The organism is Sulfitobacter sp. GN1-4, assembly GCF_055693825.1.
The window spans coordinates 2,776,203-2,789,496 of the sequence record NZ_JBVFUQ010000003.1; the positions used below are offsets into that span (position 1 = coordinate 2,776,203).

Annotated in this window: 12 protein-coding genes and 3 pseudogenes; 7 read left to right on the top strand and 8 right to left on the bottom strand. The window is 58.8% G+C overall.

The window, feature by feature from the left end; translation table 11 throughout:
- The first annotated feature begins 65 nt into the window (after positions 1-65).
- From ACZ1HM_RS14220 to ACZ1HM_RS14235, 4 genes and pseudogenes are all read left to right on the top strand, one after another.
- Positions 66-1,400, top strand: coding sequence for a glutamine synthetase family protein (locus ACZ1HM_RS14220; RefSeq protein ID WP_472743351.1), 1,335 nt, complete (start codon positions 66-68; stop codon positions 1,398-1,400).
- Positions 1,401-1,409: 9 nt separating this feature from the next.
- Positions 1,410-2,087, top strand: a complete 678-nt coding sequence (locus ACZ1HM_RS14225) for a type 1 glutamine amidotransferase (protein ID WP_472743352.1) — start codon at positions 1,410-1,412, stop codon at positions 2,085-2,087.
- Positions 2,087-3,444: pseudogene (locus ACZ1HM_RS14230) on the top strand (glutamine synthetase family protein). Before ACZ1HM_RS14225 ends, ACZ1HM_RS14230 begins: the two are co-directional and overlap by 1 nt.
- A 3-nt stretch (positions 3,445-3,447) precedes the next feature.
- On the top strand, positions 3,448-4,752 hold the full coding sequence (locus tag ACZ1HM_RS14235; RefSeq protein WP_472743353.1) for an NAD(P)/FAD-dependent oxidoreductase: 1,305 nt from the start codon (positions 3,448-3,450) through the stop codon (positions 4,750-4,752).
- A 96-nt stretch (positions 4,753-4,848) separates the two neighbouring features.
- Here ACZ1HM_RS14235 and phaR read toward each other — a convergent pair whose 3' ends face one another.
- Both phaR and ACZ1HM_RS14245 read right to left on the bottom strand, forming a co-directional pair.
- Entirely contained in the window at positions 4,849-5,406 is a 558-nt protein-coding gene (phaR, locus tag ACZ1HM_RS14240) for a polyhydroxyalkanoate synthesis repressor PhaR (RefSeq protein ID WP_472743354.1), read from the bottom strand.
- An 84-nt stretch (positions 5,407-5,490) separates the two neighbouring features.
- A complete protein-coding gene (locus ACZ1HM_RS14245; RefSeq protein ID WP_472743355.1) occupies positions 5,491-6,399 on the bottom strand; it encodes an NAD(P)H-binding protein in 909 nt (302 codons plus the stop codon).
- An 88-nt stretch (positions 6,400-6,487) separates the two neighbouring features.
- On the opposite strand from ACZ1HM_RS14245, the gene ACZ1HM_RS14250 reads away from it, so the two are divergent.
- On the top strand, positions 6,488-7,390 hold the full coding sequence (locus ACZ1HM_RS14250) for a LysR family transcriptional regulator (protein WP_472743356.1): 903 nt from the start codon (positions 6,488-6,490) through the stop codon (positions 7,388-7,390).
- 120 nt (positions 7,391-7,510) lie between these two features.
- On the opposite strand, the gene ACZ1HM_RS14255 is transcribed toward ACZ1HM_RS14250, so the two are convergent.
- The 4 genes and pseudogenes from ACZ1HM_RS14255 to ACZ1HM_RS14270 form a co-directional block, all read right to left on the bottom strand.
- Entirely contained in the window at positions 7,511-7,954 is a 444-nt protein-coding gene (locus ACZ1HM_RS14255; RefSeq protein WP_472743357.1) for a phasin, PhaP, read from the bottom strand.
- 140 nt (positions 7,955-8,094) lie between these two features.
- Positions 8,095-9,129, bottom strand: coding sequence for a PHA/PHB synthase family protein (locus tag ACZ1HM_RS14260; RefSeq protein ID WP_472744626.1), 1,035 nt, complete (start codon positions 9,127-9,129; stop codon positions 8,095-8,097).
- Positions 9,118-9,473 (bottom strand): annotated as a pseudogene (locus ACZ1HM_RS14265) (class I poly(R)-hydroxyalkanoic acid synthase); the annotation flags it as partial. The gene ACZ1HM_RS14260 and the pseudogene ACZ1HM_RS14265, both read right to left, overlap by 12 nt.
- Positions 9,406-9,900 (bottom strand): hypothetical protein, encoded by a 495-nt coding sequence (locus tag ACZ1HM_RS14270; protein ID WP_472743358.1) that lies wholly within the window; start codon positions 9,898-9,900, stop codon positions 9,406-9,408. The pseudogene ACZ1HM_RS14265 and the gene ACZ1HM_RS14270, both read right to left, overlap by 68 nt.
- A 103-nt stretch (positions 9,901-10,003) precedes the next feature.
- On the opposite strand from ACZ1HM_RS14270, the pseudogene phaZ reads away from it, so the two are divergent.
- Positions 10,004-11,289 (top strand): annotated as a pseudogene (gene phaZ / locus ACZ1HM_RS14275) (polyhydroxyalkanoate depolymerase).
- A gap of 3 nt (positions 11,290-11,292) precedes the next feature.
- The gene (locus tag ACZ1HM_RS14280; protein ID WP_472743359.1) at positions 11,293-11,865 is read left to right on the top strand and encodes a DUF6151 family protein; all 573 of its coding nucleotides are present in this window, start codon (positions 11,293-11,295) and stop codon (positions 11,863-11,865) included.
- Positions 11,866-11,867: 2 nt separating this feature from the next.
- Here ACZ1HM_RS14280 and ACZ1HM_RS14285 read toward each other — a convergent pair whose 3' ends face one another.
- Entirely contained in the window at positions 11,868-12,578 is a 711-nt protein-coding gene (locus ACZ1HM_RS14285; protein ID WP_472743360.1) for an alpha/beta fold hydrolase, read from the bottom strand.
- 52 nt (positions 12,579-12,630) lie between these two features.
- Positions 12,631-13,293: a hypothetical protein gene (locus ACZ1HM_RS14290; protein WP_472744627.1), complete on the bottom strand. Its 663-nt coding sequence runs from the start codon at positions 13,291-13,293 to the stop codon at positions 12,631-12,633.
- Position 13,294 lies beyond the last annotated feature (1 nt).

Sequence of the window (13,294 nt, forward strand, 5' to 3'; positions counted from 1 at the left end):
TTTGGCCAGCGGTTGCCAGGGCGGTACAGACCACCGCCCGATGACTGCGGCCTTAATGGTGTCTGATGAACGATTGGCTTCGCAAGAACCCTCATATCCGCTCCATCCGGGTCGCTGCGGCGGATCTGAACGGGCAGCCACGTGGCAAACGTATTCCCACCCGCTACGCCGATAAGGCGCTCAAGGGGGGCACGCGGTTCCCGTTCTCTGTCCTGAACCTGGATATCTGGGGCGAGGATATCGAAGACAGCCCCTTGGTGCTGGACAGCGGTGACAAAGACGGCGTTTTGAAACCAACAGAACGCGGGTTCCTGCCCATGCCCTGGCTGGAAACACCAGCCGCCCTGTTGCCCATCTGGATGTATCACGACGATGGCCGCCCCTTTGCAGGCGATCCCCGGCATGCGCTGAACGCGGTTGTGCAACGGTATAAGGCCAAAGGTCTGACGCCTGTTTGTGCGGTTGAGCTTGAGTTCTTTCTGATCGACGACTCAGGCCGCACCCTGCAAATCCCTCCCTCACCCCGGTCGGGCAAACGGCGTCAGGCGGGCGATATCCTCAGCATGCGGGCGCTGGATCAGTTCGATGCCTTTTTCAACGATCTCTATGATGCCTGCGAAGCGATGGACATCCCCGCAGACACCGCCATTTCCGAAGCGGGCCTGGGCCAGTTTGAGATTAACCTGATGCACGGCGACGATGCCTTGCGTGCGGCGGACGATGCTTGGCTCTTTAAGATGTTGGTCTCTGGTCTGGCCCGCAGGCACGGCTTTGCCGCGAGCTTTATGGCCAAACCCTATGCGGATTATTCAGGCTCTGGCTTGCATATGCATTTCTCCGTTTTGGATGAAGAGGGGCAGAACATCTTTGACAACGGCGGACCCGACGGCACGCCCGCGCTGCGCCACGCGGTTGCGGGCTGTCTGGCGGCGATGCCCGGGTCTGCGTTGATCTTTGCGCCCCATGCCAACAGCTTTGACCGCATGGTGCCCGGTGCCCACGCCCCGACGGGCATCAGCTGGGCCTATGAAAACCGCACTTCGGCAATCCGCATCCCCTCTGGCCCCGCCAGTGCGCGCAGGATCGAACATCGCGTGGCCGGCGGCGATGTGAACCCCTACCTGATGCTGGCCGCCGTCCTCGGGGCCGCCCTGAACGGGATTGAGGATGGCGCAGAGCCCCCTGCCCCCATCACCGGCAATGCCTATACGCAGGATTTGCCGCAGATCCCCGGCGACTGGAAAACCGCGATCGACACCTTTGAGGCCGATCCGCATATGGCGCGGATTTTCCCGACGGATCTGATGCGCAACTATGTCCTGACCAAACGGCAAGAGCTGCGCGATATGGCTGAGCTGACGCCGGAAGAACAGGTCGAGATCTATTTGGGGACAGTGTAAGGTGCTGGCATGAAAATCGGTATTCTGATGACGGGGCATCCCCCTGCCGAAATGGCCCACAACGGCCGATATGACGCCTATTTTGAACGGTTGCTGGGGGACCAGTCCTTTACCTATGCCAGCTGGGATGTTGAGGGCGGCGAACTGCCTGCTAAGGTGGATGAGGCTGATGGCTGGCTCATCACCGGCTCACGCCATGGGGCCTATGAGGATCACCCCTCGATCCCCCCGCTTGAGGCGTTCATCCGCACCTGCTTTGACAAACGTGTGCCGATGATTGGCGTCTGTTTTGGGCATCAGATCATCGCGCAGGCCATGGGCGGCAAGGTTGAGAAATTCGCCAAGGGTTGGTCGGTTGGCGCGGTGGATTATCCGCTGGACGGTGAAACGGTTACCATCAATGCCTGGCACCAGGATCAGGTGGTCGAAAAACCCCAGCAAGCCCAGGTCATGTCCAGTACGGATTTCTGCGCCAATGCCGCGCTGATCTATGATGATGTGTTTTGGACCATCCAGCCGCACCCCGAATACGGCCATGACTTTATCGAAGGGCTGATTTCCTATCGCGGCCGCGGCGTGGTGCCTGACGATCAACTATCGGCTGCCCGCGACCGCCTTGGCACCCCATTGGCACAAGAAACCGTCGCCCAGAAGATGGCCGCGTTCTTTAAGAAAGAGAGGGCCTGATGGCCGACTGGATCAAACGTCTGCCCGAGCCTGCCCAGGTCTATCTTGATGGGAAACGTCTGGACGAAGTGGAATGTATCATCTCTGACCTGCCCGGCATCGCCCGGGGCAAAGCGGTGCCTGCGTCGAAATTCGACCGGCAGGATTTTTTCCACCTGCCTGACAGCATTTTCTACCAGACCATCACCGGCGACTGGGGTGAGGCTGCGGGGGATGAAGGCTTTATTGAAAAGGACATGATCCTCAAGCCCGACATGACCACAGCCAGCGCAGCGCCCTGGACGGGGGACTGGACGCTACAGGTTATCCACGACGCCTATGACCGGAATGAAAAGCCGGTCGAATTCTCGCCGCGCAACGTGCTCAAACGGGTGGTGGATCTTTATCGTGACAAGGGCTGGGAGCCGGTTGTGGCCCCTGAGATGGAGTTCTTTCTGGTCGCCCGCAACCTCGACCCTGCCCATGAAATTGAGCCGATGATCGGCCGCTCAGGCCGCCCCGCCGCCGCGCGCCAGGCCTATTCCATGACGGCGGTGGACGAATTCGGCCCGGTGATCGACGACATCTATGATTTTGCCGAAGCCCAAGGGTTTGAAATTGACGGCATCACCCAGGAAGGCGGTGCCGGGCAGCTAGAGATCAATCTGCTGCATGGTGACCCGGTCAAGCTTGCCGACGAAGTGTTCTACTTCAAGCGTCTGATCCGCGAAGCGGCGATGCGCCACGATTGCTATGCCACCTTCATGGCCAAACCCATCGCGGATGAACCTGGTTCAGCGATGCACATCCATCATTCCATTCTGGACAGCAAAACCGGCGAGAATATCTTCTCCAATCCCGACGGCTCAGAAACGCAAGCCTTCCTGCACTACATTGCCGGGATGCAAAACCACATGCCCTCTGCACTGGCCGTGATCGCACCCTATGTGAACAGCTACCGTCGCTACGTCAAAGACCACGCAGCGCCCATCAACCTGGAATGGGGCCGCGACAACCGCACCACCGGCATCCGCGTGCCGCTGTCTGGCCCCAAGGCGCGCCGGGTCGAAAACCGGCTGGCGGGCATGGATTGCAACCCCTACCTCGGCATCGCAGCCTCACTTGCCTGCGGCTATCTTGGTCTGACCGAAGGCGTGTTGCCGCAAGATGAGTTCAAGGGCGACGCCTATGATGGGGATGGGGACATCCCCCAGGTCCTGGGCCAGGCGCTGGATCTATTTGACCAAGCGACCGCTCTGCATGAGGTGCTGAGCCCCGAATTCGCCCGCGTCTACAGCATTGTGAAACGGGCCGAATACGAAGAGTTCTTGCAAGTAATCTCCCCTGGGAACGCGAGCATCTGCTGCTCAACGTCTGATCCATGAACCTGCTTTACGCAAACGATACGCGCGGTGCCTATCCTGCAAGCTGGTACGCCGCCACGGCGACGCCATTGGCGCGCTTTGCCCCGCTAAAGGGGGCAACCAAGGCAGATGTCTGTGTGATCGGCGGTGGCTACACGGGCCTGTCGGCGGCCCTGCATCTGGCGCAGGCCGGCCGCGATGTGGTGCTGCTGGACGCGCAGCGCGTGGGGTTTGGCGCCTCAGGGCGCAACGGCGGGCAGCTGGGTACGGGCCAACGCATGGACCAAGACGCGCTGGAAACGCTGGTCGGATTGGATGCCGCCCGCCAGCTTTGGACGCTGGCCGAAGAGGCAAAAGCACTGGTCAAAGAACTGATCGCCAAACACCAGATCGACTGCCACCTCAAACCCGGCGTCGCGCATACCGCTTCAACCCAGGCCGACGTGGATGCGCTTTTCAAATATGCCGACCATCTCGAAAAACACTATGGCTATACCCAGACAGAGGTGCTGGACCGCACAGCCTTGCAAACGGTCTGCCCCTCGCCTGACTATCTTGGCGGCGTTCTTGATATGGGGGCCGCGCATTTGCACCCCCTGAACTTCGCCCTGGGCCTGGCAAAGGCAGCAGATGCCGCAGGCGCGCGGCTGCACGAAGGCAGCGCCGTGCATCACATCGAAGAAGGCAAAACGCTTAAAGTCCAGACCGACGCGGGGCATGTAATCGCAGATCATGTGATCCTGGCCTGCAACGGTTATCTGGGCGGGCTCAACCGCAAGGTCGCGGCGCGGGTCATGCCGATCAACAACTTCATCGCAGCCACCGCGCCCTTGGGGGATGGTATCAAAGACGTCCTGCCCCGTGACGTCGCCGTGGCCGACAGCCGGTTTGTTGTGAACTACTTCCGCCTGTCACACGATGGCCGATTGCTCTTTGGGGGTGGGGAAAGCTATGGCTACCGCTTTCCAAAAGACATCGCCGCAAAGGTCCGCAAACCGATGTCGGTGATTTTTCCGCACCTGAAGGACGTTCAGTTCGATTACGCCTGGGGCGGCACCCTGGCCATTACCATGCGCCGCCTGCCCTATCTGGCGCGCGTGGGCCGGAACATCCTTTCAGCATCAGGCTACTCTGGTCACGGTGTGGGCAAGGCCACGCAGGTAGGGCTGTTGATGGCCAAGGCCATCACAGGTCAGGATTCCGGGTTCAACACCATGGCCAGCCTGCCAAACACGCCCTTCCCCGGCGGGCCAGCGATGCGCAATCCGCTGCTGGTGCTGGCAATGTCATGGTACGCGATGCGCGACCGGTTGGGGCTGTAACAAACGCCGCACTCTGCCACGCTTGAAGCCACGCGCCGGACGGCTGGCGACAGAGCCTTCAGCACTGCCACCTGACCAAACGCCCGACAGCAGCGTCTATTTTAACTTGGAAAGCTTATCCTGCAAATCCGCCAACTGCTGCTTGATGGCATCCAAATCCTCACCGCTTTCCGGTTGCGGCTCAGGATCTTGCGGCGTGGTGGTTTTCATGGCACCGGCCCAGCCTGCAGTCATCGCTTTCATAAAGGCTTCTTGCTGGGCTTGCATCGCCTCCATCCCGGGCATTTTTGCCATCGGGTTGATGGAGTTCATGTTCTCCATCATTTTGGTCTGCCCATCGCGCAGCATGTCAAAAGACGCGCGCAAGAACTGCGGCACGACTGAAACATTGCCAGACATGTAGCTGCGCACCAGATCGTTCAGAACGTCAACCGGCAGCACGGATTCTCCGCGGCTCTCATGCTCTGCAATGATTTGCAGCAGATACTGGCGCGTCAGATCATCCCCTGATTTCAGGTCAACAATCTGCACCTCGCGCCCGTCCCGGATAAAACCGGCGATATCCTCAAGGGTCACATAATCGCTGGTCTCTGTATTATAGAGCCGCCGCGACGCATACCGCTTGATCAACAAGGGCTTTGACTTTTCCGACACGGTGATCCTCCCCGAAGACGTGCTGCACCGCAGCTTATGCACAACGGGGAGAAATGAAAAGCATGTTGCCGCCTTGGTCTGGATTTAGCCCGGCAGGATCTCCTTCATGGCCACATCAAGCGGTGTGGGGGCGAAATCAGGCAGCGCCGCGTGCAGTTTTGCCCCCTCAATCCGGTGCGGCACCCGCCACAGATAGCGCATCTCATAGACCTCGCGCAGCGTGGCCTGAAAAAGTCCCAGGATGCGCAGGACAAACCATGGAAGCGACGATACTTTTTGCGGACGGCCCACCGCGGTTTCAATGGCACCCACCAGCTCAGCCCCGGTCAGCGCATAGCCGGGAAAGCCAAATTCTTCGAAAGGCGCAAACCGCCCCCGTTGCTCAGCCAGCGCGACACATGCGCGGGCCATGTCAGGCAAATAGGCCCAGGCGTGTACCTGATCCAGAGGGCCGGGATACATGGTTTTGCCCTCAGCCGATTTGGCCGCGATATGGGCATCAAACCAATTGCCGCTGGCCGCTTCCTCCAGAAAATCGCCGCCCCTTAAGACAATCGTGCGCACCCCAGAGGCGCGGTAGGTCTGCTCCATCTCAACGCGCAGCTGCCCTTTGCGGCTGGTGGGCCGCCACGGGGTGTCCTCCGTCAGGTGTACACCCGCATCGGCCCCGTAGTTATAGACATTGCCCGGCACGATCACCGTGGCCCCTGTATGCTGCGCGGCGGCGATGACAGCGGCTGTCAGCCCGGGCAGCATCTCTGCCCAATCCTCATAGGGGTGGTTCACGGCGTTGACGATCACATCACAGCCCGCACAAGCGGCCTGCAACGTCGGCGCATCCATCACATCGCCCGTCAATGGCTGCACCCCGCGTTCAGGGGCGGTGTCCCATGCGCGTGCAAAGGCCAGAACCTGCCATCCCGCATCGGCAAAGGCGGCTGTCGCGGCCCGCCCAAAACGCCCTTTTGCGCCCAGAACAATCACTTTTGACATATTTGATCCTCCAACTTGGTGATGCCCCCTAGGTAGTTCATCAATATTCGGATATCATTTCGCTAATTTGGAAATAGGTCATTCACATATGAATATCCCACAAGAGCCAGACTGGTCCTACCTACAGTCCTTTGTCGCCGTGGCCGAGCATGGCACCCTATCGGCTGCGGCGCGGGCAACGGGCAGCAGCCAGCCGACGCTCAGCCGACATATCTCATTACTGGAAACCAAACTGGGCACCCGCCTGTTTGACCGCAAAACATCCGGGGTGGTCCTGACCGAAAGCGGGGCCAACCTGTTGGTGCATGCCGCCAAAATGGCTGATGCCGCGGCACAGATCAGCGCAAGCCTGGAGGGTTCAGGGGACGTGCTGTCGGGCACGGTCCGGCTGACAGCAAGCCGGATCATGGCCACGTTTTTGCTGCCCGACATCCTGGTCAGAATTCGAACGCAGCACCCCCAGATTGATATTGAGCTGATCGCCTCGGATGAAACCGACAACCTGTTGCGACGCGAGGCTGACATCGCCGTCCGCATGTACCGCCCCTCACAGCTGGATGTGATCACCTCCCATTGCGGGGACCTTGGGTTTGCCGCCTATGCCGCGCCCTCCTACATCGCGCGGCGCGGCTTGCCGGGGCCGGACCCGCAGGATCTGATGTCTCATGACATCATCGGATATGACAAATCCACCCTGATCATCGACGGGATGCGGGATGTGGGGCTGCATGTGGACCGGGAGTTTTTCTGTTTTCGCAGCGATGACCAGGTGGTGTGTTGGCAGATGGTCAAGGCGGGCCTGGGCATCGGCTTCAACCAGGCCGCAGTGGCAGAGCAAACGCCAGATCTTGTCTGCGTCTCAGGTCCTGATCCGCTGGGGTATCTGCCCATCTGGCTGACAGCACACCCTGAGGTGAAATCAACCCCGCGCATCCGCAAGGTCTTTGACGTGCTGCGCACTGAACTGGCCCAGGTTGCTGCGCGGCGCTGACGCAAACGCCTGCCGCGCACGCCCCGCCTACCCCGCCGCAAAACAAAAGGCGGGCCCGAGGTGCCCGCCTTTCGCTCACGTCACAAAGGGATCTGTGACGCGTAGTTCTTGTTGACGCTCTTACTTCGCAGTCGCTTTCTTAGCGGCTTTGGATGCGTCGTCTGTGGCTTTCTTAACAGCTGCAGTTGTCTCTTCCTGCATCTCTTTGCCAGCGGACATCAGCAATTCAACTGTGTCCATCTGTACTTTCTTAGCCACCTCAGCGAAGGCCGCCATGTGCTCAGACGCTGTTTCAGCGTAGGCAGATGCGAAATCTGTCATCGCTTTTGTGTAGTCAGCTGGCTCAGCCTTGGCTTTGGACAGCTCGGTCAGCTTTGCGACGGTGTCTTTTGTCCACTTGGAAGAGATGTCGGCAGACTGCTCAACAGCGCTCAGCGCAACGGTGGAAAGCTTTTCGTTCAGAGAAGCGGATGTCTTGAACGCGCCTTCCAGCGCGGAGCCGTCCACTGGGAATGAACCCATTACGTCTTTGAACATCGCGGTCATATCCGGTGTATTTGTCATGTCTTTATCCTTTCGGCATATCGCGAGGTCCTGCCCCGCATGCTGCATCTGCAAAAGGATATACATGCTGCAGTGCGGCATTTCAAGTTTTTTCTGCACTGCAGCAAAATCAGCTGACCTAGCGTAAAAGCGCCAGAAATTCAGTAGTTTGCCTTCTTGGCCACATAGGTGCCCGGGGCATCGCCCAGAATTTCTTGCCCATTGTCCCCCGGCTTGCGTGCCGGAACCATCTTGCCAGAGCGCTTTGTCAGCCACTTATCCCACCGGGGCCACCAAGAGCCTTCGGTGAAGTTAGCCCCCTCTTGCCAGGCGCTGTGATCCAGGCTGAGATCGGCGTTGGTATAATGGCCGTACTTCTTCTTTGACGGCGGGTTCACAATGCCTGCGATATGCCCGGACTGGGTCATGATAAAGGTCTTGTCCTTTGACCCCATCTTCTGGATCCCGCGATAGCTGTCCTTCCACGGGGCGATGTGATCCGTCTCACAGGCCACTGCACAAAGCGGCACATCCACCTCATCCAAGGTCACGTGATGGCCCAGAATGTCAAAGCCACCCTCAGCCAGTTCATTGCGCTGGCACAGGCCGCGCAGGTATTGCATCGCCATGGCCCCGGGCAGGTTCGCCCCATCACCGTTCCAATAGAGCAGGTCAAAGGCCGGCGGCGTCTCGCCCATCATGTAGCTTTTAACGGCAGGGCCATACACCAAGTCATTGGAACGCAGGAACGAAAACGTGCGCGCCATGATCACTGAGGGCAGGATGCCCTTGTCTGCGGTCTCTCCCTCAATCCCATCGATGAAATCATCCGTAAGGAACGGCTGGAATTCGCCCTGATCAGAGAAATCCGTGAGCGCAGTAAAGAAAGTCGCCGATTTGACGGATGTGTCGCCCCGCTGCTTCAGCAACCCCAGTGTGAGGGACAGCGTTGTCCCCGCGATGCAGTATCCCACAGCGTTGATCTGCTTTTCGCCTGTGATCTGTTTGACCTGATCAATGGCCGTCAGATACCCCTCTTCCACGTAGGTATCCATCGTCACATCCGCATAGCTGGGATCAGGATTGACCCACGAGACCATGAAAAGGGTATAGCCCTGATCAACCACCCACTTCACCAGGCTGTTCTGCGCTTTCAGGTCCAGAATGTAGAATTTGTTGATCCAAGGCGGGAACACCAGCAACGGCGTCTTGTGCACTTCCTCGGTTGAGGGGCTGTACTGGATCAACTCAAACATCCGGTTGCGAAAGACCACTTTGCCGGGGCTGGTCGCGATGTTGCCGCCCAGTTCAAACGCGCTTTCATCGGCCAGACGCACAACCAATTCCCCGTCATTGGCCTCCAGATCGCTGATCAGGTTCTCAAGCCCTTTGACAAGGCTCTCCCCTCCGTCTCCATCGCGCGTTCCAGCGCGTCAGGGTTGGTTGCCAAAAAGTTGGTGGGTGCCATCAGATCAATGATCTGGCGATTGAAATAGGCCAGTGCGGTTCTTCTCGCGCACATCCATATCGGTGATGTCATCAACGGCCTTTTCCAAGGCCTCTGAATTGATCAGATACTGCTGCTTGACGAAGTTGAAATAGGGGTTGGTCTCCCACAGGGGGTTGGCAAACCGGCGGTCTGTCGGCGTGCGGTCCTCGGGGGCTTCCAGCGGGTTCCTTGCCAGCGCTTGTTGCGCGTCAACAAAATGCACCAGCGACTTGGCCCAATAGTCCATCTGATGCTCAACCAGCTTGGCCGGATTGTTAATTGCCTCAGCCATGTAGGACTGTGCTGCCTTTGCAAACAGCTCTTGATTCGGCCCATCCAGCGCTTGTTGGTGTGTCTTTCGGGTCGCCATGACTTTGCTCAGACGCTCCGTAAGCCCCTCTAATTTCTTGAGGTTTTCAGACATCCGCTCCATGGATACTCGTGTCGTTGCGTCATGATCCGTGGTTTCAGTTGTCATGTTAACTCTTGTCTCCTATCTTCGCACTTGCAGCATAGCGTCGCCCGTTTAAGGGGCCGGAGCGACGACATGCCCAAAACCGGGCCACCAAAGGAGACCCCCTATGCGCTATATGGCAACCTACGACCTGATGGAAACAGTTAGAAATACCAATCAGTGGTTAGGCGCCACGGCGCTGTCCATGGCATCTTATCCCGCTTTTGCGATGTTTCCAAATCCCGGCCTGTCCTGGATGGCTGCATGGGGAGAAGTGACCGAACGCACCTTCGCCCGCATGGTGGCAAAGCCCGATTGGAACATCCCCCCTTCGTGGGCTCAAACGGACAGGACCGCATCGTTGTCGAAGAAATCGTTTTGAAACGGGACTTTGGCGATCTGCTGCACTTCCGTGTGCAGGGCCGCACGGTGCCCAAACGCAAGGTGCTTTTGGTGGCACCAATGTCTGGCCACTATGCAACGCTGCTGCGTTCAACCGTGATCAGCCTGCTGCCCGATTGCGACGTCTTTATCACAGATTGGCACAACGCGCGCGACATTCCCGTCAGCGCGGGCAAGTTCGACGTCGAAGATTACACGCTCTATCTGGTTGAGTTCCTGCGCGAACTTGGTGCCAACACCCATGTGATCGCCGTGTGCCAGCCTGCCCCGCTTGCTCTTGCTGCAACTGCATACCTGGCTGAGGAAGATCCCGCCGCACAGCCCAGCACGCTGACGCTGATCGGTGGCCCGATTGATCCCAACGCGGCCCCCACCGAAGTGACCGATTTCGGCCATTCCGTCACCATGGGCCAGTTGGAGCAGATGATGATCCAGCGCGTTGGCTTCAAATACGCAGGCGTGGGCCGCATGGTCTATCCTGGGCTTTTGCAGCTGGCCTCCTTCATCTCCATGAACGGTGAGACGCATATGAAGGCCTTCACCGATCAGATCACCCGCGTTGCCAATGGCGATGCGCATGATCACGACAAGCACAACAAGTTCTACGATGAATACCTGGCCGTGATGGATATGACGGCTGAATTCTACCTCTCAACGGTGGAGCGGGTGTTCAAGACAGGTGAGATTGCCTCAAACAGTTTTACCGTGAAAGGCAAGAAGGTGGACATCGGCAAGATCACGAATGTCGCTGTCAAAACCGTCGAAGGCTCCAAGGATGACATCTCGGCCCCGGGCCAGTGCATCGCGGCGCTCGACCTGCTGACCGGGCTGCCAGACAGCAAGAAAGCCAGCCACGTCGAAGAAGGCGCAGGCCACTACGGCATCTTTGCCGGCAAAAGCTGGCGCAACAACATCCGCCCGCTTGTGGTTGATTTCATTGACGACAATGAACAAGCGACCCCTCCGGGGTATCGCAAGAAGAAAGTCGCCAACAAAAACGCAGCGGCCTAAGCGATGGGCACGGCGGCCTTTTCCTGCTCTTGCGGCAAGGTCAAAGGCCGCGTGACCGCCACGCCTGAAAAAGGGGCCCATCTGGAGTGTTTCTGCGCCTCTTGCCGCGCGGGGGCGAATTACTGCGGGGCACATCAGCAAGCAGATGCGCCGTTGGACCTGTACCTCACGCCGCCACAGCATGTGCAGGTCAGCCAGGGGCTGGATCAATTGGCCCCCTTCGCCTTCAGCCCCAAAGGCATCCTGCGGTGGAAAACCAAATGCTGCGGCGTGCAGATGTTTTCAAGCCAGCCGAACCCCAAGACAGCCTTCATGTCGATCACCGCGCAACGGTTTGAAAACAAAGCCGATCTGGGCCCCGTTGTCGTCAAATCCTTCGTGCCCAAGGCAAACGGCAAAACCAAACACATCGGCATCTGGCCGCTGGTGCGGCTGGTCATGCGGGCTTTGGGTGCCAGCGCATCGGGCAAATGGCGACAGACACCGCTTTATGACGTGAAAACCCTCAAGCCCATCGCGCCTGTGACGCTGATTTCGAAAGAAGAAAAAGCAGCACTTCTGGCCGCAAACAGCTGATTTTACTGCAAAACCAACGGCTGCCGCATCCATTTGCGCAGGGCCGCTGTTGTGGCCGCTGGCTGCTCTAGCGTGGGCAGATGGCCTGCATCCGGCAGCACCACCAATTCCGCATAAGGGATAAGTTCCGCCATGAACGTGTGCCGTTTCACTGGGCAGAGCTGGTCGTGTTCGCCGCACAGAACCAACGCCGGGGCGCGGCATTTGCGCAAAACCGCCTGCTGGTCCCGCCTGCGTTGCAGCGCGCGGGATTGGCGGATGAAAACCTCAGGCCCCAGAACCTCGGCCATGTCCATCACCAGTTCCATCACCTCAGCACGTTGCGGGCCGGGCGCCAGATAGTTCGGCTTCATCTCATCGCGCATCACCTCCAGCAACCGACCAGAGCGCGCCTTGACGATCTGCGGCTCACGGTTGGCGGCGACGACGGGTGTCTCAGCCAAGGGGTTGGTATCCATCAAGGCAATCCGGGTGATCCGATCGGGCGCGCGGCGCAGCAGTTCCATCGCCACGATCCCGCCCATCGACAAACCCGCCAGCGCAAACCGCGCAGGCAACATATCCAGCAACCCCGATGCGATTTCCTCAATCCGCTCACCCTGCGTGACCGGGGCGGCCATCACGGCCATCTCAGCCGACAGCTCAGCGATCTGAGGCCCAAACAACCGGGCATCGCACATCATCCCCGGCAAAAGCACCAAAGGTTCAGCCATGAGAGAAACTCGCCTGAAATAACACGGGGTTTACGCGCCCTGATCTGCTTCTTTATCCATCTATATCACGGGTTGAATGGGCCGCAATATCAACCGGAGCCTGTGGAAAAATCAGCCCCCGAAATGGTGGAAAATCCGCATATCGCGCCTGTCTTTGCGGCAAGGGCTCATCGGGGCTGGCCCCTTTGCGCAACAATGTCCCGCGCGGCGCGATATAGCTGGAAATCGTGCGCCAGGGTGTTGGCCTCCACACCAGGTTTAAGGCAGCAAGCTTTGGGAAAAACCACATCTCTGAATAGGGCAGATGATCATGCAACCACCAGGCCAGATCACGCCAATCGCGGCCCTGATCATATTGATCGGCAAACCAGGGGATCACGACAGAAGCTCCGGCAATCGCCTCCTCCCCCGCTCCTCTGTCCCAGATGTGGCATTCCAGCGGATGGGTGTTGCGCGCGCAATTCAGGCGGTTTTCGTTGCCATAGCGGTTCAAATCAGGCGCGCGGTAGCCTGAGCGCACAGCGACCCGGCCAAAGGTTTCCTCCAACGGATCAAGCAGCGCCTGGCAAAACGCACGCCCGTTTTCCAACACCAGATCGGGGTTTTCCGGGATGTTGGTGCGCCCATGAAAGGCTGCGATCTCAGAAAACATGAAATCGCGCATGTAAAAGTACTTGGACAACCGCTGGCGACCAAAGGTCTCAAGGCTCCACATG